Origin of the sequence: Pantoea vagans (genome assembly GCF_001506165.1) — a bacterium.
In the GTDB taxonomy this organism is placed as follows: domain Bacteria; phylum Pseudomonadota; class Gammaproteobacteria; order Enterobacterales; family Enterobacteriaceae; genus Pantoea; species Pantoea vagans_C.
Genome location: NZ_CP011427.1, coordinates 3,499,194 through 3,524,592 on the forward strand (window position 1 = coordinate 3,499,194; position 25,399 = coordinate 3,524,592).

The window sequence follows — 25,399 nt, forward strand, 5'->3', positions numbered from 1 at the left end:
GGGCGATTCTCGCCCTCACCCCAACCTTAAAACGCTGGCACACCACTGTGAAAACGCAATTCGCCATCAGGCTCGCTGATCAAACGCGCCTCAGCCTCACCAAAAGTCTGCACGCGTGGGGCAATATCCTTAACAGAGATCTGTTCCGCCAGCTTCAGGTAATCCTGATAGTGGCGTGCTTCAGAACGCAGCAGCGAGATGTAGAATTTCTGCAGCTGATCATCAAGATACGGCGCCAGGCTGGCAAAACGTTCACAGGAACGCGCTTCGATATACGCGCCGCAAATCAACTTATCCACCAGCGCATCGGGTTCATAGGTGCTGATTTCGCGAATCAATCCTTTGGCGTATCGGCTGGCGGTGGTTTTGCGGTATGGCAAACCGCGTGACTGCATAATCTCCCAGACCTGATAAAAATGATGCAGCTCTTCTTTGATCAACAGCACCATCATCTCGACTAAGTCATCCGCCCACGGCAGTTCGTTACGCACAATGATGCTTTTGGTCAGATTCTTATGCGCATTGATAAAGTTGCTGTCCGGCTCATCGCGATAAATGAAATCTTCATAAGGTTTGAGCCACGCCAGAATGGCATCGCCACTCGGCTTATCGGCCACATACTTACGAATAATAAACACCGCAGTTTGTGCCGCCTTAAGCTCACACACCATGTGATCGGTGAGCAGCAGCGTCAGGTTTTCCGGTTTGCGCGCCTCATCAATCCACGCTTGTGGCGTGCGGCAATGCAGAAAATTATGAATGGGTTCTAACAGGGGAGCGTAGTTCATCGGCGTTCTTTATGCTGGCGGGAGAAGTCAATCAGGGCGGCAGCTGCCGCCCATTAAGGCTTAGTGACGCACACCGTCGTCTTCTTCGTCGTCGATGAAATCACCGTCGTCATCTTCATCTTCGGCGTCTGGATCTTCAAAGTAGGTGCCCCAACCGTCGTAATCGACGTTGAATTTACCCGCCAGATTCACCAGCTGCTCAACCTGCGCATCAATCAGTTCGGCTTTCAGCGCCCCTTCGCTCAGGATGTCCACGCACATCACGGTGCCGCCCTCTTCCAACTCCAGCTCTTCCGGTTCGCTGACCTCAAAGCCCAGTTTGAAAGCTTCCACCGCCACTTTTTCCAGTGAGTCGAAGTTGTTGCAGGAGAGGTGATGCTCGATAGTGTAAAGCGCATCCGGATCGCTGCCGTCCTCCAGCAACTCTTCAATGATCAGGCGGGTTTCTTCGCGCTGTTCTTCCAGCAATGCTTCGTATGCCATGGGCGTGTCCTCAAAATGTTCGGCGTGAATGCAATTATTTTCCCACACTGCCTCGCGCGCCACTACACAAAACAGAAAGTTTCTTAACGCCGGGGTTGAAAATGAATATTCATACGGTTAGATTGAATTTTAATTCATTATTGATCCACATCTGGAGCGCTGTATGAGTCAGCTGTATTCGAGACACTTCCTGAGATTGCTGGATTTCACCCCAGCTGAAATCGCCAACCTGCTCAATCTCGCAGGTGAATTAAAACACGCAAAGAAAAATGCCACTGAAACCCAGTACCTGAAAGGCAAGAATATCGCGCTCATCTTCGAAAAAGACTCGACCCGTACACGATGCTCTTTCGAAGTTGCCGCATACGATCAGGGCGCTAACGTGACTTACCTCGGCCCAAGCGGCAGCCAGATTGGCCATAAAGAATCGATGAAAGACACCGCGCGCGTATTGGGCCGTATGTATGACGGTATCCAGTATCGTGGCTTCGGTCAGGAACTGGTCGAAACCCTGGCAGAGTTTGCCGGTGTCCCTGTGTGGAACGGTTTGACCACCGAATTCCACCCTACGCAGTTGCTGGCCGATTTACTCACCATGCAAGAGCACTTACCGGGTAAACCGCTCAGCGAGATGACGCTGGTGTACGTGGGTGACGCGCGCAATAACATGGGCAACAGCATGCTGGAAGCTGCTGCACTGGTTGGGCTGGATCTGCGTCTGGTGGCACCAAAAGGCTGCTGGCCGGAAGAGCAACTGGTGGAACAGTGCCGCGTGGCGGCGCAGCAAACCGGTGGCAAAATCACGCTGACCGAAGACATTGCCGAAGGCGTGCAAGGTGCGGATTTCATCTACACTGATGTTTGGGTGTCGATGGGCGAAGCCAAATCGGTGTGGGAAGAGCGTATTGCGCTGCTGCGCCCGTATCAGGTGAACAGTGCGATGCTGGCGCTTACCGGCAATCCACAGGTGAAATTTCTGCACTGCCTGCCTGCCTTCCATGATGACCAAACCACCTTGGGCCGTCAGATGGCAGAGCAGTATGGCCTGAATGATGGCATGGAAGTGAGCAACGAGGTGTTTGAGTCAACGCACAGTATCGTGTTCGATCAGGCCGAAAACCGCATGCACACCATCAAAGCGGTGATGGTGGCAACGCTGGGTAAGCCGTAAAAGCAAACGTTTACCCCGTGCGCGATTTCTGCTTGATGCAAATCAGTGAATGCGTATAATGCGCCACAATTTGCCGGAGGAAACATGCAACAGCGCAGCGTACAATTTGCCGCTCTACCCCGCCTGACCACAGGCGATGCACCTGTTTCTTTCCGTCATTCATTGATCGTAAAAAAAGCCCCTTAAGCAGGGGCTTTTTTTTGTCCGCAATCCGGCAGCGCAGAGGAGAACGCTATGGCCAACCCGCTATATCGCAAGCACATTATTTCTATTAACGACCTCAATCGCGATGAGCTGGAGCTGGTGTTACACACCGCCGCTCAGTTGAAGGCGCATCCCCAGCCGGAACTGCTGAAGCACAATGTGATTGCCAGCTGTTTCTTTGAAGCCTCCACCCGTACGCGACTCTCATTCGAGACGGCGATGCATCGTTTAGGCGCATCAGTGGTGGGCTTCGCCGATGGCAGCAACACCTCGCTAGGTAAGAAAGGTGAAACCCTGGCAGACACCATTTCCGTGATCAGTACTTATGTGGATGCGATTGTGATGCGTCATCCACAGGAAGGTGCAGCACGACTGGCCACCGAGTTCTCCAGCGGCATCCCGATTCTGAATGCCGGAGACGGCGCGAACCAGCATCCAACACAAACATTGTTGGATCTGTTCACCATCCGCGAAACCCAGAGCCGCCTCGACAATCTGAATGTGGCCATGGTCGGTGACCTGAAATATGGTCGCACCGTGCACTCGCTGACGCAGGCGCTGGCCAAGTTCACTGGCAACCGTTTTTACTTTATCGCTCCCGATGCACTGGCGATGCCGTCTTACATCACTGACATGCTGGATGAACAGAACATTGTGTGGTCGCGCCATGACAGCATTGAAGAAGTGATGCCAGAACTGGATATTCTCTACATGACGCGCGTGCAGAAAGAGCGCCTCGATCCTTCCGAGTACGCCAACGTGAAGGCGCAGTTCATTCTGCGCGCCACGGATTTAGTCGGTGCCCGCGATAACATGAAGGTGCTGCACCCATTGCCACGTATTGATGAGATCACCACTGATGTCGACAGCACGCCGCACGCCTGGTATTTCCAGCAGGCGGGCAACGGCATCTTCGCCCGCCAGGCCTTGTTAGCACTGGTACTTAATAGCGAACTGGCCCTGTAAGGAGAAACCGATGACTCACGATAATAAATTGCAGGTTGAAGCCATCAAACGCGGCACGGTGATTGACCATATTCCCGCGCAGGTCGGTTTTAAATTACTGTCACTGTTCCGTCTGACCGAAACCGATCAACGCATCACCATTGGCCTGAATCTCCCTTCTGGCGAAATGGGCCGCAAGGATCTGATTAAGATCGAGAACACCTTCCTGACCGACGATCAGATCAACCAGCTGGCAGTATACGCACCACTCGCCACGGTGAATCGCATCGACGATTACGAAGTGGTGGCCAAGATCGCCCCTACGCTGCCGGATCGCATTGAGCGCGTGCTCACCTGTCCGAACAGCAACTGCATCAGCCGCAGTGAACCGGTATTCAGCAGTTTTGCGGTGAAGCAGCGTGATGATGATGTGCACCTGAAGTGCAAATACTGCGAGAAAGAGTTCGCGCGCCACGTGGTTCTCGGCCACTGGTAATCACTCGTGTCGCCTCTATACCTAAAATTATTCGAGGTTCAGGAAGGCGGCAAGTGCATGAATCCTCAGGAGATTACTGAAATCGGTGACTGAGGTGAATGCACGTAGCCAACGCACCTGCAACTCGAAGTATGAAGGGTATATAATGGGGCGATCATTTTCGTGATTGGCAGGTGTCAATCGCACACTTTCAAGGAGAAACAATGTCTCGCGAAATCAGCACTGAAAAAGCACCCGCAGCAATTGGCCCTTATGTGCAGGGCGTGGATCTTGGCAGCATGATCATCACTTCAGGCCAAATTCCAGTGGATCCGGCGACCGGGGCCGTGGCGGATGATGTCTCTGCGCAGGCGCGTCAGTCGCTGGAGAATGTGAAGGCGATTGTTGAAGCCGCTGGCCTGAAAGTGGGCGACATTGTCAAAACCACCGTGTTCGTGAAAGACCTGAATGACTTCGCCACCGTAAATGCCACTTATGAAGCCTTTTTCACTGAGCACAACGCCAGCTTCCCAGCGCGTTCATGCGTAGAAGTGGCGCGTCTGCCAAAAGATGTGAAGATTGAAATCGAGGCGATTGCGGTTCGCCGTTGATTTAAAACATCGCGCAATAAACTGCGCCGCTACAACATAAACGTAGCGGCGCGATCGGTTATTTAGACGCTCGCAACAACTTCTCCAGCGGACGAACCAGCGCCAACACCGTCTCATCCTGCACCTGTGCAGCGGCATCCAGTTTGGTATGCATGTCGGCCACTTCACTGGCGCCGTACGCCTGATTGCGCTGCATCGCATTGACCAAATCCAGCCCCATCCGGCTCAGTTGCGCCACTTGCTGTGCCTGCTGCTGCAACGGCTTAAGCTGGTAATTCGCTAAAATCAGCGGCATCACCGCATCGCTGTTGTTTTGCCAACGCTGTAGCTGCTGGCGAATGGCGTTAGCAGCGGCGTGATCCTCTCGGTTGGCAATCAGCGCATCCACCTGTTTATCCAGCAAGCGCACCGGCTCGCTTTCGGCTGGCAGCACATCCGCCAGGCGATTGAGCGGCTCAAAGTAATCATAATGCCCTGCCTGGAACTTCAGATGCTGGCGCGTGTAGTACTGTGCCGGTTCCAGCACTTCCGCCAGCACGCGCAGCGGTGTAATGTCGCTGGTATTCGCCAGACGCATCATCTGCACTTCCGCCTGCTGATGCTGCTGAAGCCCCACCGACACCGTGCCCCAACGATCCACCGCGCTCAGGCGCTGATACATATTGTCGCTGTCCGTGACATCCTTCGCAGACCACAGGCGTTCTGCCACCACAAAGGCGCGCGGCCACAGGCGGGTATCAATCACCCGGCTATTGACGTTTTCCGCCCACAGTGCCGCTTCACCGCCCATCAGGTTATTTTGCATCTGTTCCGGCGAAGGCACGGAAGGTTGAATCCCAGCGGGCACCTGAGCCAGCTTGCTGCCTTCAGCCGGATAACGCACATTGCCCACCAGCATATAGCCAGTTAGTTTGTCCTGTGTCAGCGTGACCATCGGCTGGAAAGGCCCCATCCAGGTATCAACGCTAAACGTTAGCTGAGTGGGGGACAGCCAGCGAATGTCGCTGACCATCCGCCGCGCTTTGCCACTAAAGTCAATAAATCCACGCCAGCCGCTTTTGCCTTCCACCAGGGTGAAGCTGCCTTTTACCGGGCTGCCTTTCAGGCGCGGCATGGTGAACTGCCAGCTCTGCGCCTGCTCATCGGCTTGAATCTGGTCCTGGCCATTGAGGCCCTGCGGCCAGGGTTCGTTGCGATAGTGATAGGCCGCAGTTTGGGGCTGATCAAGATAGAAACCGGTTGAGAGAATGCCGCGGAAATCGTGTTTTGCCGCCTCTCCCAACGCATCTTGCCCCTGCCAGGATTGGATCAAAATACTTTTCGGCAGATCGGGATGATAGACCTCATCCCAACCAATCATCCGGCGTTGGTGGGCTTCGAGGATCTTCTCAACACGCTGATTGAACCATGCCTGCAAGGCGTGCGTGTCTTTCAGGCCGTGGTCGCGCATAAACTGCTGAATCTTCGGTGAGTCGTTCCATTGTGTTGGATCGACTTCATCACCACCGATGTGAACATAAGGATCGGGGAAGATGGCCGTCACCTCCCCCATCAGCGTATCGATAAAGGTAAACACCGCTTCGTTGCTGGGATCGAGTAACGGTTTAAACACCCCCCAACCGCGCTCCATCTGATAAGGACCCGGCGCACTCAGCAATTCAGGCATCGCCACGGCGATCGCGGAAGCATGTCCTGGCAGGTCAATTTCTGGCACCACACGCACGCCCCGCTGGGTGGCGTAACGCACCACATCGCGCATCTGCTGCTGAATGTAGAAGAGACCATCGCTGGCCTTCTCCTGTAGCTGCGGATAGTGGCTGGAAGCAAAACGCCAGCCTTGGTCATCCGTCAAATGCCAGTGGAATACGTTCATGCGCGCAGCGGCGATACCATCAATCTGTCGCTTGACGGTTTCGATTGGCAGGAAGTGGCGCGCCGAATCGATCAGCACCCCGCGCCACGGGAATCGCGGTTTATCGTCTATGGTGACGTAAGGGATCTGCGTTCCCGTCTCATTATTCTCAATCAACTGCAGCAGCGTTTCCATGCCGCGCATCGCACCAAAGCGCGTGTTGGCTTTCAGCAGTACACCGCTGCTGTTGACCTCCAGATGATAGCTCTCATCGCTGTCAGGCTGCGGCAGCGGGTCAATCGCTTGGGCGATTTGTACCTGAATAGTGGCCGGGTTGCTCGGTGCACTGGCGGGCAGCAGTGGCCAGCCAGTCTGGCGCGAAATTCGCGCGCGCCAGCGGGCTTCCGCGCCCTCCAGATGATCGCCCGAGATATGCAGCGTGAACTGCGGCGTCAGCGTCAGTGCGCCGCCACCCGCGGGCTGGACCACTTTTTGTGGCCAGGGCATTAATGGCAAATCGCTTGCGGGAGCGGCAAAAGCAGAAAAAGAGAGGGAGAGACAACAGGCAAGCAGCGTTCGTTGCAAAGGCATGTGAGGCTTCCTTGTAGATAAATGACGGGCCAAAAAAAAGCAAAGAACTCATTAAACCTGCTTCGCTTCGCAAATCAAGTTTGCATCGGTCGAAGTTTGGGCGGGTTAAAACTTTTGAAGTTTAGTTCGCTTCACCATTGTGCGGCTTTCAATCTTCGTTATGGCTTCTTTGCGGCAGGTCAAAAACGGTGCGATTAATTTCCGTCACAACCCCACATATAGCGATTACACTCCATAAAAATACCCACATATAGTTTTATGGAGAGATGATGGCGACGGTGGTGATTAAGCGTGACGGCTGCAGGGTGCCCTTTGAGGCACAGCGGATTGAGCTGGCCGTGCAGGCCGCAGCCCAGGCAGCGCAAATTGATGATGCGGCCTGGTGCAGTCAGGTGGCGATGCAGGTCAGTCAGCAACTGGCCGATCGCGCGGAGGTGGATATCCGCGATATTCAATGCGCGGTCGAAGAGACGCTGATGGCGGGACGCTGGCCGCAACTGGCGCGTGCCTATATCGAATACCGTCATGACCGCGATCTCGCCCGTGAACAGCGTGGCAAACTCCATCACGCTATTCGTGGTCTGGTGGAGCAGACCAATGCCGCACTGCTGAATGAAAACGCCAACAAAGACAGCAAGGTGATCCCGACTCAACGCGATCTGCTGGCAGGCATCGTCGCCAAACATTATGCCCAACAGCAACTGCTACCGCGTGACGTGGTGCTGGCGCACGAGCGCGGCGAGATCCACTATCACGATCTCGACTACTCGCCGTTTTTCCCGATGTTTAACTGCATGTTGATCGATCTTCAGGGCATGCTGAACAACGGCTTTAAAATGGGCAATGCCGAGATTGAGCCACCAAAATCAATCGCCACCGCCACCGCCGTCACGGCGCAGATCATCGCCCAGGTCGCCAGCCACATCTACGGCGGCACCACCATTAATCGCATCGATGAAGTGTTAGCGCCCTTTGTGAACCTCAGCCTGGAGAAGCACCGCGCCGTGGCACACGCGTGGCAGATCCCCGATGCCGAAGCCTACGCACGGGTGCGCACCGAGAAAGAGTGCTACGACGCCTTCCAGTCGCTGGAGTATGAAGTCAACACGCTGCACACCGCCAACGGACAGACGCCCTTTGTGACCTTCGGATTTGGTCTGGGTACTGACTGGGCCGCTCGGCTGATACAGCAATCGATTCTGCGCAATCGCATTGCCGGCCTCGGCAAAAATCACAAAACGGCAGTGTTCCCCAAACTGGTGTTCGCTATCCGCGAAGGCGTGAATCGCCGCCCTGGTGATTTCAATTACGATATCAAGCAATTAGCGCTGGAATGCGCCAGTAAGCGCATGTATCCCGACATCCTGAACTACGACAAAGTGGTCGAGATTACCGGCTCATTTAAAACACCGATGGGCTGTCGCAGTTTCCTCGGCGTGTATGAAGAGAACGGCGAGCAGATCCATGAAGGCCGCAACAACATTGGCGTGATCAGCCTCAACCTGCCGCGCATCGCGTTAGAAGCCAAAGGTAACGAGGCCCATTTCTGGTTGCTGCTCGACGAGCGGCTGGCGCTGGCCAAGCGCGCATTGATGACGCGCATCGCGCGGCTGGAGAAAACCAAAGCCCGTGTCGCCCCCATTCTCTATATGGAAGGTGCCTGCGGTGTGCGGCTCAATGCCGATGACGAAGTCGGTGAGATTTTCCGTCACGGCCGCGCTTCCATCTCCCTGGGTTATATTGGTCTGCATGAAACGCTCAACGCGTTGAGCGGCAACGAAGTGCATCCCTATGACGCGCCGCATTTGCGTGAAAAGGGCATCGCCATTGTCCAGCACCTGCGCGATGCGGTTGATGCGTGGAAAACCGAGACCGGCTACGGTTTCAGTTTGTACAGCACGCCGAGCGAGAACCTGTGCGATCGTTTCTGTCGTCTTGATGCGGCGGAATTCGGCGTAGTGCCGGGTGTCACCGATAAAGGGTATTACACCAACAGCTTCCATCTCGACGTCGAGAAGAAAGTGAACCCCTACGACAAGATCGACTTTGAGGCGCCCTATCCCGCTCTCGCCAATGGCGGCTTCATCTGCTACGGCGAATACCCCAATATTCAGCACAACCTCAAGGCGCTGGAGGACGTGTGGGATTACAGCTATCACCGCGTGCCCTATTACGGCACTAACACGCCGATTGATGAGTGTTACGAATGCGGTTTCAGCGGCGAGTTCAGCTGCACCAGCAAAGGCTTTACCTGTCCGTGTTGTGGCAACCACGATCCGGCACGCGTCTCCGTTACGCGCCGCGTCTGCGGCTATCTTGGCAGCCCGGATGCGCGCCCCTTCAACGCCGGTAAACAGGAAGAGGTGCAGCGCCGCGTTAAACATCTGGAAAGCGGACAATTAGGATGATGCATATCCATCGCTATTACGCTGTCGATATCGTTAACGGGCCGGGCACGCGCTGCACGCTGTTTGTTGCCGGCTGCGAGCATCAGTGCCGTGGCTGCTACAACCAGAGCACCTGGCGGCTCGATTCTGGTGTGCCATTTACGCTGGAGATGGAAGAGCAGCTAATTGCCGACCTCAAGGACACGCGAATTCCACGCCAGGGATTGTCGTTAAGCGGCGGCGATCCGCTGCATCCGCACAATGTGCCGCACATCCGTCGGCTGGTAAAACGGGTGCGCCGCGAATGCCCGGACAAAGATATCTGGCTGTGGACCGGCTATAAGATGGCGGAACTCAGTGCGGCCCAGCGCGAGGTGATCGCTGAAATTGACGTGTTGATCGACGGGCGTTTCATTGAAGCGGAGAGCGATGCGCGGCTGCTGTGGCGCGGCAGCCGCAATCAAAAGATCTGGTATCTACGCCAGCCACAAGGCGAGCAGACCGACGATAAACCCGCTGAACGCCACGCCCAGCAGCGCGATCCACAAGGCGCGCGCCGGGAAGGCACGATGCAGCATCAGTAGCGACGGCACACTCACGGCGGGCAAGGTCATTAACAGCGTCAGAGCCGGTGCGATACCCATACCCGCCAGCATCATGGTTTGCACAATCGGGATCTCTGCCGCCGTGGGGATGACAAATAAACAGCCCGCTATCGCCATCAACATCACCCAAAACAGCGTATTTCCCACCGCGCCATCCGCATGTGGGAACAGCCAGACGCGCGCCGCGCCCAGCAGCAGCACGGCGATGATATACAGCGGGATGGTGTTCCAGAACAATCGCCACATCACCCCCAGCCAGCGCGAGATAAACGGTGATTCATCACGGGTCACCAACACCTTTGGCGCAGCGATCATCTGTTCTGGAACGCTACGCTGCACCAGTGACGCAATGCCCAGCACCATTGCCAACCCCGCCACCAGCCGAATCGCGGCAAAGTGCCAGCCCAGCACAAATCCCATAAAAATCAGCGTGGCAGGATTAAGCAGCGGATTGGCAAGCCAGAACGCCATCGCCGCCCCGCTTGACACCTGAGACTGACGCAACCCTGCCGCGACCGGTGCCGCACAGCAGGTACACATCATCCCCGGTAAACCGAAACCCGTGCCAATCAACGTCGAACCAAAACGTGACTGGCCCATCAGGCGCAACAGCCAATGGCGCGGAATGAGCACCTGCACCAGCGAACCGAGGATCACGCCGAGCACCGCCGCTTTCCATACTGCGAGAAAATAGACCATGGCGTAATCCAGCGCCGCACGCCACGGCGAATCGGCTGCATTGGCCAGAATAGATTTTCCGATTGAATGGGTTTCGGCGGCGGTGAAGGCTTTGCCGTAATAGGGCTGCCATTTGACATACCACAGGCCAATCACCACCACCGCGAGAAACAGCAGTGGTTTCCACCATGCGAAACGTATCGCTGGCGCTGAGGGTGCAAGTTGGGTCATACAGATCTCGTATTCAACTGAATAACGGAAGCCGCACGATGATGTGCGGCGGATAAACCACAGTGTTATTCAGGTTATCGAAATCTGCCACGCTTAACTGACGTAAATTTGATCCGCCGCGGAAATTAGCGCGGGTTTGCCTCGCTGCGCTGCCAGACAATCTTTTTGCCAAAGCCCAGCGCGTTGTCGGTCATCTTGACTTCATCCAGCATGATTTCCCACAACGGTGCTGTGACTTTGCGCGCGATGGGAAAACGCTTCTGGTAAGCATGGCGCGCCTGCGCTTCGTTTTCCTCACTCAACGGCTGAATGCGACCACGATACTGCACGCCTTTGATCAACAAGACGGTTTTCGGCTGACCGTTAACCGTGCCCGCGACCTGGGGATTGGCCAGCATCAGCGCGCCATGCCGCGTGTCCGGTTCGGTCATCAACCAGAAGGCCATGCGCGTTGCGTCGAATACGTAAAAGCAGTTGGCGCACCACAAATCGTCCCCGCTAGTGGCGCACAACGACAGGGCATGCTGTTTTTTTAAATAACGAATCAGGTGGGAATGGTCAGACAAAATACAACTCCATGCGGCGCATAGCGATGCTGGGATAAGCGCGCTACACTGCCTGCCAGCAATTAATCAGGATAGTGAAATGCAACAGAGCTGGCAGCTCTATATGCTGCAAACCGCCGCCGGGATGCTTTATACCGGCATCACAACCGATGTTGATCGCCGTCTGCTACAGCACCAGTCAGGACGCGGTGCGCGCTCACTGCGCGGTAAGGGGCCGCTGACTCTGGTGTTTCACTGTGCCGCCGGGGATCGCTCCGCCGCCTCCCGCCTGGAATATCAGGTGAAGCAGTTGAGCCGCACGCAAAAGCTGCTGCTGGTGGCGCAGCAGCCTGCCTGCCTGAACGCGTGGTTCAATCGAACCGATTAAAAGGCTCGGAGAATGCGATCAGCCCTTCAGCGCCCACGAATGCGTCATCCGCGAGTTTATACACCTGAAACGCTGCTTCGCTGCCTAACCAACGACAATGCAAACCGTGTCTCGCTGCCGGTTCGAAGCCCAGCGGGTTGTAAAATTCTGGATCGCCCAGAACCACCACCGCGCTGTAGCTGAATTCATTAAGCGAATCCAATCCTTCATATACCAACTTTTTGGCAATGCCCTGTTTACGCACCGATTCATCCACCGCGAGCGGTGCTAATGCCACCCAGTTGCGATCTTCACCCTGAAGCGTGACCGGGCTGAAGGCCGCGTAGCCCAGCACCTGCCCCTCATCATCCGTGGCCACCACACCGAGCGTGAGTAAACCGTCTTCACGTAACTGTTGCACCAGTTCCGCTTCGGCTGCGGTAGCAAAACTGCGCTTTAACAGATTGTCGATGCCCGCCGCATCCACACCAATTTCAGTACGAATCAACATGAGATCCCCGCGCGCGCCTCAGCGGCCTTCGCGTCCTGTTTCATTCCTGCCTCAACGAAGGCAGCCAGCTGCTGTAACCCGGTGCGCAAAGGCGTGGGCATGGCATCCAGTTCAATAGCATCCATTAGATTCTTCACCTCCAGCCCCAGCTCCGTGTCACCTTCAATCACCAAACGGCGTTGAAAAAACAACATATCAGGGTCTGCTTTGCGTGCTGCTACCAGCAACAGATCGTTGGCTTCGCCACGAAACCAGACATCTGCCTCGGCGTCGCGCGAAACGGTCAGGCGGCCTTCTTGCAAGGTGGTGATCCAGCGCAGATTGACATCCGCAATCTCGATCCCCAGAAAGCGCCCTTCCAGAAAGTCTAACTCACCTTCAGACAAAGCATGACGAAATTGCCAGTTTAAGAGTTGTTGCAAAACCACTTTTTTTACAGGGAATGGGGTAAATGAAACAGGTAAGGCAAGGAATTCTGGGCCTTTTTCGACAATCAGGCCGCGTAAGCGCGTGAGCATAATCAACAATCCCTTCAGAAAATTTTACCTATATTGCCACATCCCTGCTGCTGCGACTCCACTGAGATCAAGGAAATCGCTGAACAACTGGTTAAATAATCTTCACTCCGCCTCATCAATACGGCTTTCACTGCCTTAAATCAACATTCCTGTTCGGTACCTTCTCTAGACTTTACCGCTTCTGAATTCGGGGAGGAAAACGTATGGAACTGCTGTGTCCAGCGGGGAATTTGCCTGCGCTGAAATCGGCGGTGGAGCATGGTGCCGATGCGGTGTATGTCGGCCTCAAAGATGATACCAATGCCCGCCACTTTGCTGGCCTCAATTTTACCGACAAGAAACTGGCCGAAGCCGCGCGCTTTCTGCATCAGAATCGCCGCAAACTGCATGTGGCCATCAACACTTTTGCGCATCCAGACGGCATCAATCGTTGGCAGACCGCCATTGATGTCGCGGCGCAAAACGGTGCCGATGCCTTGATCCTCGCCGATATCGCCACGCTGGAATATGCCGCGCAGCGTTATCCGCAGGTTGAGCGCCATCTCTCTGTACAAGCCTCAGCGACAAATTTGCAGGCCATCCACTTTTATCATCGCCACTTCGATCTGAGCCGTGTGGTGCTACCGCGCGTACTGTCGATGCATCAGGTGAGACAGCTGGCGCGCGAGACGCCGGTGCCGCTGGAGGTCTTTGCCTTCGGCAGCCTGTGCATCATGGCTGAAGGCCGCTGCTATCTCTCTTCGTGGCTGACGGGTGAGTCACCCAACAGTGCGGGGGCTTGCTCGCCCGCCAAATTTGTACGCTGGCAGCAAACGCCGCAGGGGATGGAATCTCGTCTCAATGAGGTACTGATCGACCGTTACGGCACCGATGAGAGCGCCGGTTATCCCACGCTGTGCAAAGGCCGTTATGAAGTGGATAACCAGCGCTACCACGTGCTGGAAGAGCCCACCAGCCTGAATACGCTGTCGCTGCTGCCTGAACTGCTGCGCGCCAATATCGCCTCGGTGAAAATTGAGGGGCGCCAACGTAGCCCCGCCTATGTGGCGCAGGTCGCCAAAGTGTGGCGCCAGGCGATTGATCGCTGCATGGCCTCGCCCGAGCAGTTTGCTGTGCAAGAGCCGTGGATGCGCGCACTGGGTGAGCTTTCTGAGGGTAGCCAGACCACGCTGGGTGCTTATCACCGCGACTGGCAGTAAGGAGAACCGATGAAATACGCACTCGGGCCGGTGCTGTGGTACTGGCCAACCGAATCACTGGACGCTTTTTATCAGAAAGCCGCAGAGAGCAGCGCCGAGATTATCTATCTCGGTGAAGCGGTATGCAGCAAACGCCGCGCCACCTCGTTTAATCAGTGGATGGAGATGGGCCGCACGCTGGCTCAGCATGGCAAACAAGTGGTGCTTAGCACGCTGGCGCTGCTGCAGTCGCCCTCTGAAGTGAAAGAGCTAAGACGCTATGTCGAAAATGGCGAGTTTTTGCTGGAGGCGAACGACATCGGCACGGTGAACATGGCGGCGGAACGTCAGCTGCCGTTTGTTGCCGGGCCCACACTTAACGTCTACAACGCACAAACGCTGCAGCTGTTACTCAAAGAGGGAATGACGCGTTGGTGTATGCCGGTAGAGATGTCACGCGACTGGCTGATTCAGCTGCTACAGCAGTGTGACGCCGCCGGCGTGCGCGATAAATTCGAAGTAGAAGTACTCGGCTACGGTCATCTGCCTTTGGCACTCTCGGCTCGCTGCTTCACTGCGCGTTCGGAAAACCGATCCAAAGATGATTGCCAGACGTGCTGCATCAACTATCCCACCGGACGTCGCGTGCTGTCGCAAGAGGGCCAGCAAGTGTTTGTGCTGAATGGGATTCAGACCATGAGCGGCTACTGCTATAACCTGGGTAATGACCTTGCCGGCATGCATAACTGGATCGACATTGTGCGCTTGTCCCCACAGGATGAAACTACGCTGGCTGAGATTGATCGCTTCCGCGCTAACGAAGCGGGAGAAGCGCCGCTGATGATGGCGCGCGGCAGTGACAGCAATGGTTACTGGCGTCGTTTAGCCGGTATGGCGCTGGAGGGTGGCCGATAAAGGCACGTTCCGGCTATATTCCTGCTGTTATTAGCAGTTTTAATATGGGTAATGATGCGTAATACTGACTGGCGCAGGTTTATCAACACCTGCGCCATCATAAGCTGGAGTGCCCATGTCTGAGAAAAAAACTGTTCGCCTGTCCGTACTGGATCTGGCACCGATTCCACAAGGTTCTGCCGCGCGAGAAGCCTTCCACAATTCACTGGCGCTGGCGCGTCAATCTGAAGCGTTAGGTTTCCACCGTTACTGGCTCGCTGAGCACCACAACATGACCGGTATCGCCAGTGCGGCGACCTCCGTGTTGATTGGCTATCTGGCCGCCAATACGGAAACCTTGCGTTTAGGCTCTGGCGGCATCATGTTGCCCAACCATGCACCGCTGGTGATCGCCGAACAGTTTGGTACGCTGGAATCGCTGTATCCTGGCCGTATCGATTTGGGACTGGGCCGTGCGCCGGGTTCTGACCAGCGCACCATGCTAGCGTTGCGCCGTCATCTCTCCAGTGCTCAGGCGGATAGCTTCCCAGAAGACGTGGCGGAACTGATTCGCTGGTTTGACGCCGAAGAGGGTGAACATCCGCCAGTGCAGCCGGTACCCGGTTTGGGTCTGAAAATTCCAGTGTGGCTGCTGGGCTCCAGTCTCTACAGCGCACAGTTGGCCGCGCAGCTGGGCTTGCCGTTTGCCTTCGCCTCCCACTTTGCACCTGACCTGTTGTTCCAGGCGCTGCATCTCTATCGCGAGAAATTTAAACCTTCTGCGCGTCTGGCAAAACCTTACGCCATGGTGTGCGTCAATGTAGTGGCAGCCGATAGCGAACGCGATGCGCGCTTCCTGTTCACTTCCATGCAGCAGCAGTTCATCAACCTGCGTCGTGGCAAACCGGGTCCGCTGCCTGCGCCGGTTGAGAATATGGATAACCTGTGGTCACCGTCCGAACAATATGGTGTACAGCAGGCGCTGAGCATGTCGATCGTCGGTGACAGTGACAAAGTACGCCAGGGGCTGGCCGCGTTAATACGTGAAACCCAGGCGGATGAAATCATGGTTAACGGACAGATTTTCGATCCGCAAGCACGTCTGCGCTCCTTTGCTTTGGCGATGGCAGCGGCGCGCTCGCTGTAATGGTTACTGCGGTGGGTTCAACCCTTCTGGCCCCACCGCCACCGTACGAATATCCCGCGCGGGTGATTGCCCGTAAAATCGACTGTACTCACGGCTGAACTGTGACGCACTCTGGTACCCCACGCGATATCCCGCCGTACCCGCATCTAACTTCTCAATCAGCATCAAACGCCGCGCTTCGTTGAGGCGTAATTGCTTCTGGTATTGCATCGGCGTCATCGCCGTCACCGCTTTAAAGTGATGATGCAGCGATGAAATGCTCATGCCGACGCTGCTCGCCAATTGGTCCATTTTTAACGGCTGATGAAAGTGTTCACGCAACCAGCGTGCCGCGCGCGCCACTTTGTTGCCCGGACGTTCGGTTAACGCCATGTTGAGAATGCGTGGCCCTTCTGGCCCCGTCAGCAAGCGATAGAAAATCTCCTGCTCAATCAAGGGGGCCAGCGCGGGAATGTCTTGCGGCTGATCCAATAACTCGACCAGGCGAATCACCGCATCCACCAACGGTGGAGCGACTTTGTGGACGGTGATGCCGCGCTCATTCAGCCTTGCCGCCTCCACCTGCTGTAGCGGAAAGTGTTCGAGGTAACGCATCAAGCGGGTTTCGTTGATGGTGATGCCGACGCCGAGATTAGGCTTCTCTGGCGTGGCCAACACCACGCAGGATTGCACCGGCATATCCAGCGTCACCAGCAGCAAGTCACCCGCGCCGTAATGCATCACGTCATCGCCCATTCGCAGGGCTTTTTGCCCCTGCGCCACCAGAGCGAAACTGGCCCAGGTGGCCACATGAGCCAGACTGGTCGGCTTGGAGCTTCGTCCAAAGGAAAGAAAATCAATTGCGCTGAAGTGGCGGCCATCTTCCGGGGTGTGGCGGGCAATCATCGCCACCAGTTGCTGCCACTGTTCCTGATGAATCATGCGTTATGCGCTCCGCGATGAGAAATCACTGTAGGGTTATTCTCGCTTGTCGTCGATGCGCCGCCTAGTCTAAAACCCTCACATTTGCAGGATCGTGCAAAAACCTTGCAGGATTGCGCTACCGCCTGATTGTATGGACAGCGCATGCTTACCCTTCCCCGAATTCTCAGGTGGAGAGACCCAATGAAAGCACTTGAAGGCAAAATTGCGCTGGTGACGGGCGCGTCGAAAGGCATTGGCGCCGCCATTGCTATGACTTTCGCGGCGGCCGGCGCCCGGGTAGTGGTGAATTATCGCCAGGACGAAGTGGGTGCGGCTGACGTGGTCACCGACATCTGTGCACTGGGCAGTGACGCCATCGCCGTACAGGCTGATATCTCCCGCGAGGCCGATGTGCAGCGTTTATTCGCGCGCAGCATCGAGCAGTTTGGCGCACCGGATATCGTGGTCAATAACGCCGGTATTTTTCATCACGGTGACTTTACCGAACTCAGCATCAGCGAGATGCAGCAACAACTCAATGTGAATGTGCTGGGCACACTGCTGGTCAGTCAACAAGCCGCCAGGCACTTCCCCGCGCGTGGCGGCACCATCATCAACCTCAGTGCGTTGAACAGCCAGCGCAGTTCCCCGGGTTCGGTATTGTGGGCCGCCACCAAAGGTGCCATTGATACCTTAACGCAGGGGCTGGCGCGCGAACTGGGACCGCGTAATATCCGCGTTAACGCGTTGGCGCCGGGTATTATTTTGACGGAAGGGTTGCTGGCGGCGAAGAAGATGAATCCAGACGTCAAAGCCAAGCTGATCGCGGCCACACCCTTAGGACGATTTGGTCTGCCGGAAGATGTTGCTCAGGTGGCGCTGTTTTTGGCCTCTGAAGAGTCAGCTTATGTGAGTGGTGAGCGAGTGCTGATTGCTGGCGGTGTGTAAAATTTAGTTTACGCAATAAAAAAGGGACGCCGAAGCGTCCCTTTTATTTTTAAGCGATTAACGCTTATGCGTCACGACGACGTGGTGCAGCAGCGCCGTCTTCACGACGTGGAGCACGACCGCCATCACGGCTGAAACGTCCGCCTTCACGACCACCTTCACGGCGCTCAGAGAAGCGACGCGGTGCGCCTTCACCACGAGGTGCGCCATTGCCACGACGCTCGCCATCACGGCCAGCAGGACGACGATCGCTACGCTCATGTACTGGCGCATCACCCATCAGCTGCATATTCATCGGCTTGTTCAGAATACGCGTGCGAGTGAAGTGCTGCAGAACTTCGCCCGGCATGCCTTTCGGCAGTTCGATAGTTGAGTGAGTACCAAACAGCTTGATGTTACCGATGTAACGGCTGCTGATGTCGCCTTCGTTAGCAATCGCACCAACAATGTGACGAACTTCAACACCATCATCACGACCCACTTCAATGCGGTACAGCTGCATTTCGCCAACGTCACGACGTTCGCGACGTGGAGCGCCATCACGGTCACCACGGCTTTCGCGTGGACCACGAGAGTCACGTGAGTCACGACGGTCATCACGATCGCGGAATTCACGACGTGGTGGACGCGGTGCTTCTGGTGGCAGAATCAGTGGACGTTCGCCCTGTGCCATTTTCAGCAGTGCTGCGGCCAGTGTTTCGATATCCAGATCTTCGCCCGGCTGCATTTTGCTCAGCAGTGCGCGGTACATATCCAGATCGCTGCTTTCCAGTTGTTGCTGTACTTTGGCGGCGAACTTAGCCAGACGACGCTCACCCAGCAGCTCTGCGTTTGGCAGCTCAACTTCTGGAATGGTCAGCTTCATGGTGCGCTCAATGTTACGCAGCAGACGACGCTCGCGGTTCTCAACGAACAGCAGTGCGCGACCCGCACGGCCAGCACGGCCGGTACGACCGATACGGTGAACGTAAGACTCTGCGTCCATCGGGATGTCGTAGTTAACCACCAGGCTGATACGTTCAACGTCCAGACCACGAGCTGCAACATCGGTGGCGATCAGGATGTCGAGACGACCATCTTTCAAACGCTCCAGCGTCTGCTCACGCAGTGCCTGATTCATGTCACCGTTCAGCGCGGCGCTGTTATAACCACTGCGCTCCAGCGCTTCGGCCACTTCCAGCGTCGCGTTTTTGGTACGCACGAAGATGATAGCCGCATCGAAATCTTCCGCTTCCAGGAAACGCACCAGCGCGTCAGTTTTACGGCCGTAGGCGGTCCAGTAAGACTGAGAGATATCAGGACGCGTAGTCATGCTTGACTGGATACGCACTTCCTGTGGATCTTTCATGAAGCGCTTAGTAATACGACGAATCGCTTCTGGCATGGTAGCTGAGAACAGCGCAGTCTGATGACCGTCTGGAATCTGCGCCATGATGGTTTCAACGTCTTCGATGAAGCCCATACGCAGCATTTCATCCGCTTCGTCCAGCACCAGGCCACGCAGGTTAGACAGGTCTAAGGTGCCACGTTTCAGGTGATCCAGCAGACGGCCAGGCGTACCCACAACAACCTGTGGACCCTGACGCAGTGCACGCAACTGCACGTCATAACGTTGGCCGCCGTACAGGGCCACGACGTTGACGCCACGCATGTGTTTAGAGAATTCGGTCATGGCTTCAGCAACCTGAACAGCCAGTTCGCGAGTTGGAGCCAGCACCAAAATTTGCGGTGCTTTAACAGATGGATCAATGTTGTTCAGCAGCGGCAGGGAGAATGCCGCCGTTTTACCACTACCGGTCTGCGCCATACCCAGCACATCACGGCCCGCCAGCAGGTGAGGAATACACTCAGCCTGGATTGGGGATGGCTTAACGTAGCCCATGCCGTTCAGTGATTCGAGGATGTCAGCGTTCAGGCCAAGGTCAGAAAAAGTGGTTTGAATATCAGTCATGTAGTACACGTGCCTCTTAGATTGCGGCGGCCAGTCTACATAACTCGTCGTGAAAATTTTCAGTCATTTTCATCAAAAAGTGTGAACCGGCTCAAATTAGAAGTTTTGACGAACAGAAAAGCCCTCACCTTGAAGATGATGACTTTACAAGAATTCAGGCAAAAAAAGTTCGTCAGCTATTGCTGGTCAGATTCTGATAAATCGTCTTGTGTCTGGCCGAGTTGCGCCAGTTCCAACAATGCGTATCGGTGCTCAACAAAGTTGTTAACGTTGTTAGCCACCGCCAGTTTGAACAACGCTTTCGCGTCGTCCTTCTCCCCCAGACTTAGGTAGTACTTACCTAAATAGAAGTTGGTTTCACTGAGATGTTCAGCGAGCGAGGTGTTATCCGTTGCGTCCGCCTTGAGACGTTCCATCAGCGTTTTTTCACTGATGTCGCCAAGGTAGAACTCGACAATATTCCATCCCCATTGGTCCCGGACCGCTTTGTCGTGGCGCTGTTGTAGCGCGACTTTCGCCTTGTCTGCATCCATATCGCTTTCAACGAGATAGAGCCAAAGGCTGCGGAAAGGATCGTTAGGATCGTCTTGATAAAACGCCAGCAGATCATCTTGCGCTAACTTGTATCGACCGCCGTAATAGAGGGCGATACCACGATTTAAATGCGCATAGTTGTAAGTTGGATCAAGCTCAAGTACAGAATCAAACGCTTCATAGGCAGCATCAAAATTGCCTGCCTGCGTTAGATATATACCAAGGTAGTTAAACACCTCGGGCATATCTGGTCTTATAGACAGCGCTTGCGAAAAATCGTTCCGCGCTAATGCCCTCAGACCCAAACTATCATACAACACTCCGCGCTCATATAATAGCTGTGCGCGTTCATCATCGGTGAGGGCACGACTGGCAAGAATTTGTTCCATGCGCGCCAGGATCACCTCTTGCTGCAGTGTGGGCTGCAAAGGTACTGCCAGAACTTCGTTCTTACGCCAATTGGAGTTGCTGCATCCTGCCAGCGTGATAGCTGTCGCAACAAAACACCAGCGCAAAAAAGGCTTCATTTCCCACTCCCGAATACAAACATTGGGATAACCATCCTGTCATCCGCCTGCTGTGCACAAGGATTCCCGCCCTCGCGATGATCCAAACACCTCTCCCCGCAATGCAGGGAGAGGCCAATCAGTAAACGCTTACTCGGCGTCAGGTGCATCAGTCGCAGCAGTGGTTTCTTCCGCTGGTTTCTGCTCTGTCGCTTCTTTGATGCTCAGGCGTACGCGTCCCTGACGGTCCACTTCCATCACTTTCACTGGAACTTCCTGACCCATCTGCAGGTAATCGGTCACTTTCTCAACGCGCTTATCAGCGATCTGAGAAATATGTACCAGACCTTCTTTACCGCCGCCGATGGCCACGAAGGCACCGAAATCAACGATACGCGTCACTTTACCTTCGTAGATACGGCCGACTTCGATTTCAGCGGTAATCTGCTCGATACGACGAATCGCTTCTTTCGCTTTGTTGCCGTCGGTTGCAGCGATCTTCACGGTGCCATCATCTTCGATTTCGATGGTGGTGCCGGTTTCTTCGGTCAGAGCACGGATAACAGAACCGCCTTTACCGATGACATCTTTGATCTTGTCTGCGCTGATCTTGATGGTGTAAATGCGCGGCGCGAACTCAGAGATTTCCTGACGCGGCGTGCTGATAGCCTGTTCCATCACGCTCAGAATGTGCAGACGCGCGCCCTTAGCCTGATTCAGCGCCACCTGCATGATTTCGCGGGTGATACCTTCAATTTTGATATCCATCTGCAGTGCAGTGATACCGTCGCGGCTACCCGCAACTTTGAAGTCCATATCGCCAAGGTGATCTTCGTCACCCAGGATATCGGACAGAACCACGAAGTTTTCGTCTTCTTTAACCAGACCCATCGCGATACCGGCTACGGCCGCTTTGATTGGTACACCTGCATCCATCAGCGCCAGAGAAGCACCGCACACAGACGCCATTGAAGAAGAACCGTTGGATTCGGTGATTTCAGACACTACGCGAACGGTGTATGGGAACTCTTCCTGCTTAGGCATCACTGCCAGCACACCGCGCTTAGCCAAACGACCGTGACCGATTTCACGACGCTTAGGTGAGCCAACCATACCGGTTTCGCCCACGGAGTACGGAGGGAAGTTATAGTGGAACAGGAAGCTGTCAGTGCGCTCGCCCATCAGCTCGTCCAGGCTCTGTGCATCACGCGCGGTACCCAGGGTAGCGGTAACCAGCGCCTGCGTTTCACCACGAGTGAACAGCGAAGAACCGTGAGTACGTGGCAGTACGCCAGTACGCACGTCCAGACCACGGATCATGTCTTTTTCACGACCATCGATACGCGGCTCACCACGGATGATGCGGCTACGCACAACACTTTTCTCAAGGTCATGAACGATGTCAGCGATTTCAGCCGCATCCAGCGACTCATCTTCCGCTTTTAATGCAGCGATGGTGGCATCTTTAACCACACCAACCTGAGTGTAACGCTCTTGTTTATCAGTGATGCGGTAAGCATCGCTGATACCGGTTTCAGCTAATGCCGCAACACGTGCAATCAACGCATCGTTGGCTGGCTCTGGCTGCCAGTCCCAACGCGGTTTGCCTGCTTCAGCAACCAGTGCGTTAATGTTTTCGATAACAACCTGCTGCTGATCGTGGCCAAACACCACTGCGCCCAGCATCTGATCTTCAGTCAGAATTTCAGCTTCAGATTCAACCATCAGAACCGCGTTCTGCGTACCTGCAACCACCAGGTCCAGACGAGAGGTTTTGATCTCATCAGCGGTTGGGTTCAGAACGTACTGGTCATTGATATAACCAACACGTGCAGCACCGATAGGGCCGTTGAATGGCAGGCCTGACAATGCCAGTGCAGCAGAGGCACCAATCATCGCAACGATATCTGGGTTGACCTGAGGGTTAACGGAAACAACGGTAGCGATAACCTGCACTTCGTTGATGAAACCTTCCGGGAACAGAGGACGTACCGGACGGTCAATCAGACGGGAGATCAGGGTTTCGCCTTCGCTTGGACGGCCTTCACGACGGAAGAAGCTACCCGGGATACGACCAGCAGCGTAAGTACGCTCCTGATAGTTAACCGTCAGCGGGAAGAAATCCTGACCTGGTTTGGTTTTTTTCTGGCCAACAACGGTAACGAATACCGCAGTGTCGTCCATGCTCGCCATTACTGCTGCAGTGGCCTGGCGCGCCATCATGCCGGTTTCCAGCGTGACGGTATGCTGACCATATTGGAATTTGCGTACGATCGGGTTCAGCAAAATTTAAGTCCTTAAATTCGAGGGGCAAGCCCATTTTGGCTCGCCGGGATTTACCGATCTTTAGTTGCATCCTCGCGACTAATGACAATCTTCAACCGCTCTGGCGGTAAAGCCTCTCATTAGCCGCGCGAAACGCTGCAAGCAAAGATCACTCTCAGCAACAATACATGAGTTTGGTACGGATTGCTGCGGATTGCTCGAAAAAAGGGGCCATAAAGGCCCCCTTTTCGCGAAACTCGCACAAATCTGATCGTCAGATGCGGTTTTCTGCATACTGCATGCACTACATCGTTGATCAGATTCTTCAGACTTAGCGACGCAGACCCAGGGTTTCGATCAGGCTGGTGTAGCGAGCAACGTCTTTACGCTTCAGGTAGTCCAGCAGCTTACGACGCTGAGATACCATGCGCAGCAGACCGCGACGGCTGTGGTGGTCTTTCTTGTGCTCAGAGAAGTGACCCTGCAGGTGGTTAATCTGAGCAGTCAGCAGAGCAACCTGAACTTCAGTTGAACCGCTGTCGTTAGCACCACGACCGAATTTAGCAACGATCTCTGCTTTAGCTTCTACGCTTAGAGACATAATAAACTCCAGATAAAAAAATGAATGTATGGGTGCCGATCTCTAATTCAGCAGCCCGCTTTTAAAGCCGCGCTATTCTACTCTTCGCCCGATAGCAACGCAAATGCGTCGTAAAGGCTAACGCCTGTGTTTCGATTAGGCGGGAAACTCAACCACCAGACGACGCGGCGCGACACGCCCATCATCCGCGATTTCAGCCATACCAATGAATTTATGGCCGTCACCTTCCGTGACTCGCACCAAACCCTGTTCAGGCGCATTCGCCACCTGGACCGGCATACCTTGTTTGAAAAAGGCAGCCACAGAAGGGAGCAAATTCACGATGGGAAACTCTTCTGCCGGGCTGTCCATCGGTAACAGCAAGGCGTCCAGAGAGGTGTAATCCGGCGTTTCAGTGGCATTAACTGCAGCGGCCATCTCTTGCAGCTGTTCCAGCGTGATCATTCTTTCAATCGGATATCGTGCCACCTGCAAACGGCGCAGCATAATCACATGCGCACCGCAGCCGAGCTTTTCACCCAAATCATCGATGATGGTGCGGATGTAAGTGCCTTTGGAGACATGAATCTCCAGCTCCAGTTCATCGCCTTCCCAGCGGATAAACTGCAGTTCGAATACACGGATGGGGCGTGCTTCACGCGGAACAGTAATGCCTTCGCGCGCATACTCGTACAGCTTACGACCCTGATACTTGAGTGCGGAGAACATGGTCGGCACCTGCATGGTGTCACCACGAAAGCTCTCCAGCGCATCGTCCAACATCGCCTGGTTAAAGGTCACCGGGCGTGTTTCGACGATATTACCATCGGCATCTGAGGTATCCGTGCGCTCACCCAATCGTGCAATCACACGATATCGTTTATCCGAATCGAGCAGAAACTGCGAGAACTTGGTCGCTTCACCGAGACAAACTGGCAACATGCCGGTTGCCAGGGGATCCAGCGCGCCGGTGTGGCCCGCTCGATTAGCATTAAACAGGCGCTTCACTTTCTGCAAAACATCATTAGAGGATGCACCCTGATGCTTATCCAGCAAAAACACACCGTGGACGTCGCGACCGCGACGACGAGGACGACTCATCAGTCCTCCTTGTCATCTTCCGCCGGGCTTTCACCACGACGCTCAACATCACTCTTGATAACGTTACTGACGAGGTTAGACATGCGCATACCTTCAATCAGTGAGTTGTCATAGAAGAAGGTTAACTCCGGCACGATACGCAGACGCATCGCTTTACCCACCAGAATACGGATATAACCTGAGGCTTCTTTCAGCGCTTTCAGGCCATTTTTTACCGCATCTTCGTCCTGATCATTCAGGAAGGTTACGAACACTTTGGCGTAAGCCAGATCGCGTGACACTTCCACGCCAGAGACGGTCACCATCATGCCAAGACGCGGATCTTTGATTTCGCGCTGCAGGATGATAGCGATTTCTTTTTGCAGTTCCTGAGATACGCGCTGTGGGCGGCCAAATTCTTTTGCCATTTTTCTTTCTCCCAAATAATTCG

The 25,399-nt window shown here is 54.9% G+C and carries 25 protein-coding genes and 1 pseudogene; 11 read left to right on the forward strand and 15 right to left on the reverse strand.

Annotated features, from left to right (window positions below; genetic code table 11):
- Window positions 1–26 precede the first annotated feature (26 nt).
- Together miaE and rraB are read right to left on the reverse strand one after the other, a co-directional pair.
- Window positions 27–788 carry a tRNA isopentenyl-2-thiomethyl-A-37 hydroxylase MiaE gene (gene miaE, locus LK04_RS16275; protein ID WP_039327609.1) on the reverse strand — a complete coding sequence of 254 codons (762 nt, stop codon included), beginning with the start codon at window positions 786–788 and terminating at the stop codon, window positions 27–29.
- A gap of 60 nt (window positions 789–848) precedes the next feature.
- Complete coding sequence (gene rraB / locus LK04_RS16280; RefSeq protein WP_039327607.1) at window positions 849–1,271, reverse strand: ribonuclease E inhibitor RraB; 423 nt, start codon at window positions 1,269–1,271, stop codon at window positions 849–851.
- Between the two features lie 163 nt (window positions 1,272–1,434).
- On the opposite strand from rraB, the gene argF reads away from it, so the two are divergent.
- The 4 genes from argF to ridA all read left to right on the forward strand — a co-directional run bounded on the left by argF (window position 1,435) and on the right by ridA (window position 4,677).
- Complete coding sequence (gene argF / locus LK04_RS16285; protein WP_039327605.1) at window positions 1,435–2,442, forward strand: ornithine carbamoyltransferase; 1,008 nt, start codon at window positions 1,435–1,437, stop codon at window positions 2,440–2,442.
- A gap of 234 nt (window positions 2,443–2,676) precedes the next feature.
- Complete coding sequence (gene pyrB, locus LK04_RS16290; protein ID WP_039327603.1) at window positions 2,677–3,612, forward strand: aspartate carbamoyltransferase; 936 nt, start codon at window positions 2,677–2,679, stop codon at window positions 3,610–3,612.
- Between the two features lie 10 nt (window positions 3,613–3,622).
- Window positions 3,623–4,087: an aspartate carbamoyltransferase regulatory subunit gene (pyrI, locus tag LK04_RS16295; RefSeq protein WP_039327601.1), complete on the forward strand. Its 465-nt coding sequence runs from the start codon at window positions 3,623–3,625 to the stop codon at window positions 4,085–4,087.
- 203 nt (window positions 4,088–4,290) lie between these two features.
- Window positions 4,291–4,677, forward strand: a complete 387-nt coding sequence (gene ridA, locus LK04_RS16300; protein ID WP_034826478.1) for a 2-iminobutanoate/2-iminopropanoate deaminase — start codon at window positions 4,291–4,293, stop codon at window positions 4,675–4,677.
- Between the two features lie 58 nt (window positions 4,678–4,735).
- Here ridA and LK04_RS16305 read toward each other — a convergent pair whose 3' ends face one another.
- Window positions 4,736–7,120: a beta-N-acetylhexosaminidase gene (locus LK04_RS16305; protein WP_039327598.1), complete on the reverse strand. Its 2,385-nt coding sequence runs from the start codon at window positions 7,118–7,120 to the stop codon at window positions 4,736–4,738.
- A 269-nt stretch (window positions 7,121–7,389) separates the two neighbouring features.
- Here LK04_RS16305 and nrdD point away from each other — a divergent pair, with 269 nt between their 5' ends.
- Both nrdD and nrdG read left to right on the forward strand, forming a co-directional pair.
- Window positions 7,390–9,528 (forward strand): anaerobic ribonucleoside-triphosphate reductase, encoded by a 2,139-nt coding sequence (gene nrdD, locus LK04_RS16310; protein ID WP_039327596.1) that lies wholly within the window; start codon window positions 7,390–7,392, stop codon window positions 9,526–9,528.
- Window positions 9,525–9,989: pseudogene (nrdG, locus tag LK04_RS16315) on the forward strand (anaerobic ribonucleoside-triphosphate reductase-activating protein); the annotation flags it as partial. The gene nrdD and the pseudogene nrdG, both read left to right, overlap by 4 nt.
- Here the strand turns inward: nrdG and LK04_RS16320 are convergent.
- Together LK04_RS16320 and LK04_RS16325 are read right to left on the reverse strand one after the other, a co-directional pair.
- A complete protein-coding gene (locus LK04_RS16320; protein ID WP_039327592.1) occupies window positions 9,984–11,021 on the reverse strand; it encodes a permease in 1,038 nt (345 codons plus the stop codon). The pseudogene nrdG and the gene LK04_RS16320 overlap by 6 nt on opposite strands.
- A gap of 125 nt (window positions 11,022–11,146) precedes the next feature.
- Window positions 11,147–11,587: a YhbP family protein gene (locus LK04_RS16325; protein WP_039327590.1), complete on the reverse strand. Its 441-nt coding sequence runs from the start codon at window positions 11,585–11,587 to the stop codon at window positions 11,147–11,149.
- A 79-nt stretch (window positions 11,588–11,666) separates the two neighbouring features.
- Between LK04_RS16325 and LK04_RS16330 the strand changes: the two genes are divergently transcribed.
- Complete coding sequence (locus tag LK04_RS16330; protein ID WP_039327588.1) at window positions 11,667–11,954, forward strand: GIY-YIG nuclease family protein; 288 nt, start codon at window positions 11,667–11,669, stop codon at window positions 11,952–11,954.
- Here the strand turns inward: LK04_RS16330 and LK04_RS16335 are convergent.
- The gene (locus LK04_RS16335; RefSeq protein ID WP_039327586.1) at window positions 11,938–12,444 is read right to left on the reverse strand and encodes a GNAT family N-acetyltransferase; all 507 of its coding nucleotides are present in this window, start codon (window positions 12,442–12,444) and stop codon (window positions 11,938–11,940) included. The two genes, LK04_RS16330 and LK04_RS16335, sit on opposite strands and share 17 nt — an antisense overlap.
- Entirely contained in the window at window positions 12,438–12,962 is a 525-nt protein-coding gene (gene ubiT / locus LK04_RS16340) for a ubiquinone anaerobic biosynthesis accessory factor UbiT (protein WP_039327584.1), read from the reverse strand. Before ubiT ends, LK04_RS16335 begins: the two co-directional genes overlap by 7 nt.
- 203 nt (window positions 12,963–13,165) lie before the next feature.
- Here ubiT and ubiU point away from each other — a divergent pair, with 203 nt between their 5' ends.
- The 3 genes from ubiU to LK04_RS16355 all read left to right on the forward strand — a co-directional run bounded on the left by ubiU (window position 13,166) and on the right by LK04_RS16355 (window position 16,181).
- A complete protein-coding gene (gene ubiU / locus LK04_RS16345) occupies window positions 13,166–14,161 on the forward strand; it encodes a ubiquinone anaerobic biosynthesis protein UbiU (RefSeq protein ID WP_039327582.1) in 996 nt (331 codons plus the stop codon).
- A 9-nt stretch (window positions 14,162–14,170) separates the two neighbouring features.
- On the forward strand, window positions 14,171–15,055 hold the full coding sequence (locus LK04_RS16350) for a U32 family peptidase (RefSeq protein WP_039327581.1): 885 nt from the start codon (window positions 14,171–14,173) through the stop codon (window positions 15,053–15,055).
- A gap of 115 nt (window positions 15,056–15,170) precedes the next feature.
- On the forward strand, window positions 15,171–16,181 hold the full coding sequence (locus LK04_RS16355) for a luciferase-like monooxygenase (protein ID WP_039327579.1): 1,011 nt from the start codon (window positions 15,171–15,173) through the stop codon (window positions 16,179–16,181).
- A gap of 3 nt (window positions 16,182–16,184) precedes the next feature.
- Here the strand turns inward: LK04_RS16355 and LK04_RS16360 are convergent, their stop codons facing one another.
- A complete protein-coding gene (locus LK04_RS16360) occupies window positions 16,185–17,102 on the reverse strand; it encodes an AraC family transcriptional regulator (protein WP_039327577.1) in 918 nt (305 codons plus the stop codon).
- A 183-nt stretch (window positions 17,103–17,285) separates the two neighbouring features.
- On the opposite strand from LK04_RS16360, the gene LK04_RS16365 reads away from it, so the two are divergent.
- The gene (locus LK04_RS16365; RefSeq protein WP_039327575.1) at window positions 17,286–18,032 is read left to right on the forward strand and encodes an SDR family NAD(P)-dependent oxidoreductase; all 747 of its coding nucleotides are present in this window, start codon (window positions 17,286–17,288) and stop codon (window positions 18,030–18,032) included.
- Window positions 18,033–18,096: 64 nt separating this feature from the next.
- On the opposite strand, the gene LK04_RS16370 is transcribed toward LK04_RS16365, so the two are convergent.
- The 7 genes from LK04_RS16370 to rbfA form a co-directional block, all read right to left on the reverse strand.
- Window positions 18,097–19,983, reverse strand: coding sequence for a DEAD/DEAH family ATP-dependent RNA helicase (locus tag LK04_RS16370; RefSeq protein WP_039327573.1), 1,887 nt, complete (start codon window positions 19,981–19,983; stop codon window positions 18,097–18,099).
- Window positions 19,984–19,999: 16 nt separating this feature from the next.
- Window positions 20,000–20,056, reverse strand: coding sequence for a protein YrbN (gene yrbN, locus LK04_RS20960; protein ID WP_100229640.1), 57 nt, complete (start codon window positions 20,054–20,056; stop codon window positions 20,000–20,002).
- Between the two features lie 103 nt (window positions 20,057–20,159).
- Window positions 20,160–21,044: a lipoprotein NlpI gene (gene nlpI / locus LK04_RS16375; RefSeq protein ID WP_039327571.1), complete on the reverse strand. Its 885-nt coding sequence runs from the start codon at window positions 21,042–21,044 to the stop codon at window positions 20,160–20,162.
- A gap of 129 nt (window positions 21,045–21,173) precedes the next feature.
- The gene (gene pnp / locus LK04_RS16380; RefSeq protein ID WP_039327569.1) at window positions 21,174–23,309 is read right to left on the reverse strand and encodes a polyribonucleotide nucleotidyltransferase; all 2,136 of its coding nucleotides are present in this window, start codon (window positions 23,307–23,309) and stop codon (window positions 21,174–21,176) included.
- A gap of 310 nt (window positions 23,310–23,619) precedes the next feature.
- Window positions 23,620–23,889: a 30S ribosomal protein S15 gene (rpsO, locus tag LK04_RS16385; protein WP_034826514.1), complete on the reverse strand. Its 270-nt coding sequence runs from the start codon at window positions 23,887–23,889 to the stop codon at window positions 23,620–23,622.
- A gap of 135 nt (window positions 23,890–24,024) precedes the next feature.
- Window positions 24,025–24,969, reverse strand: a complete 945-nt coding sequence (gene truB, locus LK04_RS16390) for a tRNA pseudouridine(55) synthase TruB (RefSeq protein ID WP_039327567.1) — start codon at window positions 24,967–24,969, stop codon at window positions 24,025–24,027.
- Window positions 24,969–25,376: a 30S ribosome-binding factor RbfA gene (gene rbfA / locus LK04_RS16395; RefSeq protein WP_034826517.1), complete on the reverse strand. Its 408-nt coding sequence runs from the start codon at window positions 25,374–25,376 to the stop codon at window positions 24,969–24,971. The genes truB and rbfA overlap by 1 nt, the downstream gene beginning before the upstream one ends.
- Window positions 25,377–25,399: the final 23 nt, after the last annotated feature.

Bases quoted from the DNA above. Each gene is read 5' to 3' on its own strand.
- LK04_RS16335 (WP_039327586.1), bottom strand. From the start codon at position 12,444: ATGTTGATTCGTACTGAAATTGGTGTGGATGCGGCGGGCATCGACAAT.
- LK04_RS16330 (WP_039327588.1), top strand. From the start codon at position 11,667: ATGCAACAGAGCTGGCAGCTCTATATGCTGCAAACCGCCGCCGGGATG.
- truB (WP_039327567.1), bottom strand. From the start codon at position 24,969: ATGAGTCGTCCTCGTCGTCGCGGTCGCGACGTCCACGGTGTGTTTTTG.
- LK04_RS16370 (WP_039327573.1), bottom strand. From the start codon at position 19,983: ATGACTGATATTCAAACCACTTTTTCTGACCTTGGCCTGAACGCTGAC.
- rraB (WP_039327607.1), bottom strand. From the start codon at position 1,271: ATGGCATACGAAGCATTGCTGGAAGAACAGCGCGAAGAAACCCGCCTG.
- pyrI (WP_039327601.1), top strand. From the start codon at position 3,623: ATGACTCACGATAATAAATTGCAGGTTGAAGCCATCAAACGCGGCACG.
- LK04_RS16350 (WP_039327581.1), top strand. From the start codon at position 14,171: ATGAAATACGCACTCGGGCCGGTGCTGTGGTACTGGCCAACCGAATCA.
- ubiU (WP_039327582.1), top strand. From the start codon at position 13,166: ATGGAACTGCTGTGTCCAGCGGGGAATTTGCCTGCGCTGAAATCGGCG.
- ridA (WP_034826478.1), top strand. From the start codon at position 4,291: ATGTCTCGCGAAATCAGCACTGAAAAAGCACCCGCAGCAATTGGCCCT.
- rbfA (WP_034826517.1), bottom strand. From the start codon at position 25,376: ATGGCAAAAGAATTTGGCCGCCCACAGCGCGTATCTCAGGAACTGCAA.
- miaE (WP_039327609.1), bottom strand. From the start codon at position 788: ATGAACTACGCTCCCCTGTTAGAACCCATTCATAATTTTCTGCATTGC.
- pyrB (WP_039327603.1), top strand. From the start codon at position 2,677: ATGGCCAACCCGCTATATCGCAAGCACATTATTTCTATTAACGACCTC.
- nlpI (WP_039327571.1), bottom strand. From the start codon at position 21,044: ATGAAGCCTTTTTTGCGCTGGTGTTTTGTTGCGACAGCTATCACGCTG.
- LK04_RS16305 (WP_039327598.1), bottom strand. From the start codon at position 7,120: ATGCCTTTGCAACGAACGCTGCTTGCCTGTTGTCTCTCCCTCTCTTTT.
- rpsO (WP_034826514.1), bottom strand. From the start codon at position 23,889: ATGTCTCTAAGCGTAGAAGCTAAAGCAGAGATCGTTGCTAAATTCGGT.
- nrdD (WP_039327596.1), top strand. From the start codon at position 7,390: ATGGCGACGGTGGTGATTAAGCGTGACGGCTGCAGGGTGCCCTTTGAG.
- LK04_RS16365 (WP_039327575.1), top strand. From the start codon at position 17,286: ATGAAAGCACTTGAAGGCAAAATTGCGCTGGTGACGGGCGCGTCGAAA.
- LK04_RS16360 (WP_039327577.1), bottom strand. From the start codon at position 17,102: ATGATTCATCAGGAACAGTGGCAGCAACTGGTGGCGATGATTGCCCGC.
- LK04_RS16320 (WP_039327592.1), bottom strand. From the start codon at position 11,021: ATGACCCAACTTGCACCCTCAGCGCCAGCGATACGTTTCGCATGGTGG.
- argF (WP_039327605.1), top strand. From the start codon at position 1,435: ATGAGTCAGCTGTATTCGAGACACTTCCTGAGATTGCTGGATTTCACC.
- ubiT (WP_039327584.1), bottom strand. From the start codon at position 12,962: ATGCTCACGCGCTTACGCGGCCTGATTGTCGAAAAAGGCCCAGAATTC.
- LK04_RS16355 (WP_039327579.1), top strand. From the start codon at position 15,171: ATGTCTGAGAAAAAAACTGTTCGCCTGTCCGTACTGGATCTGGCACCG.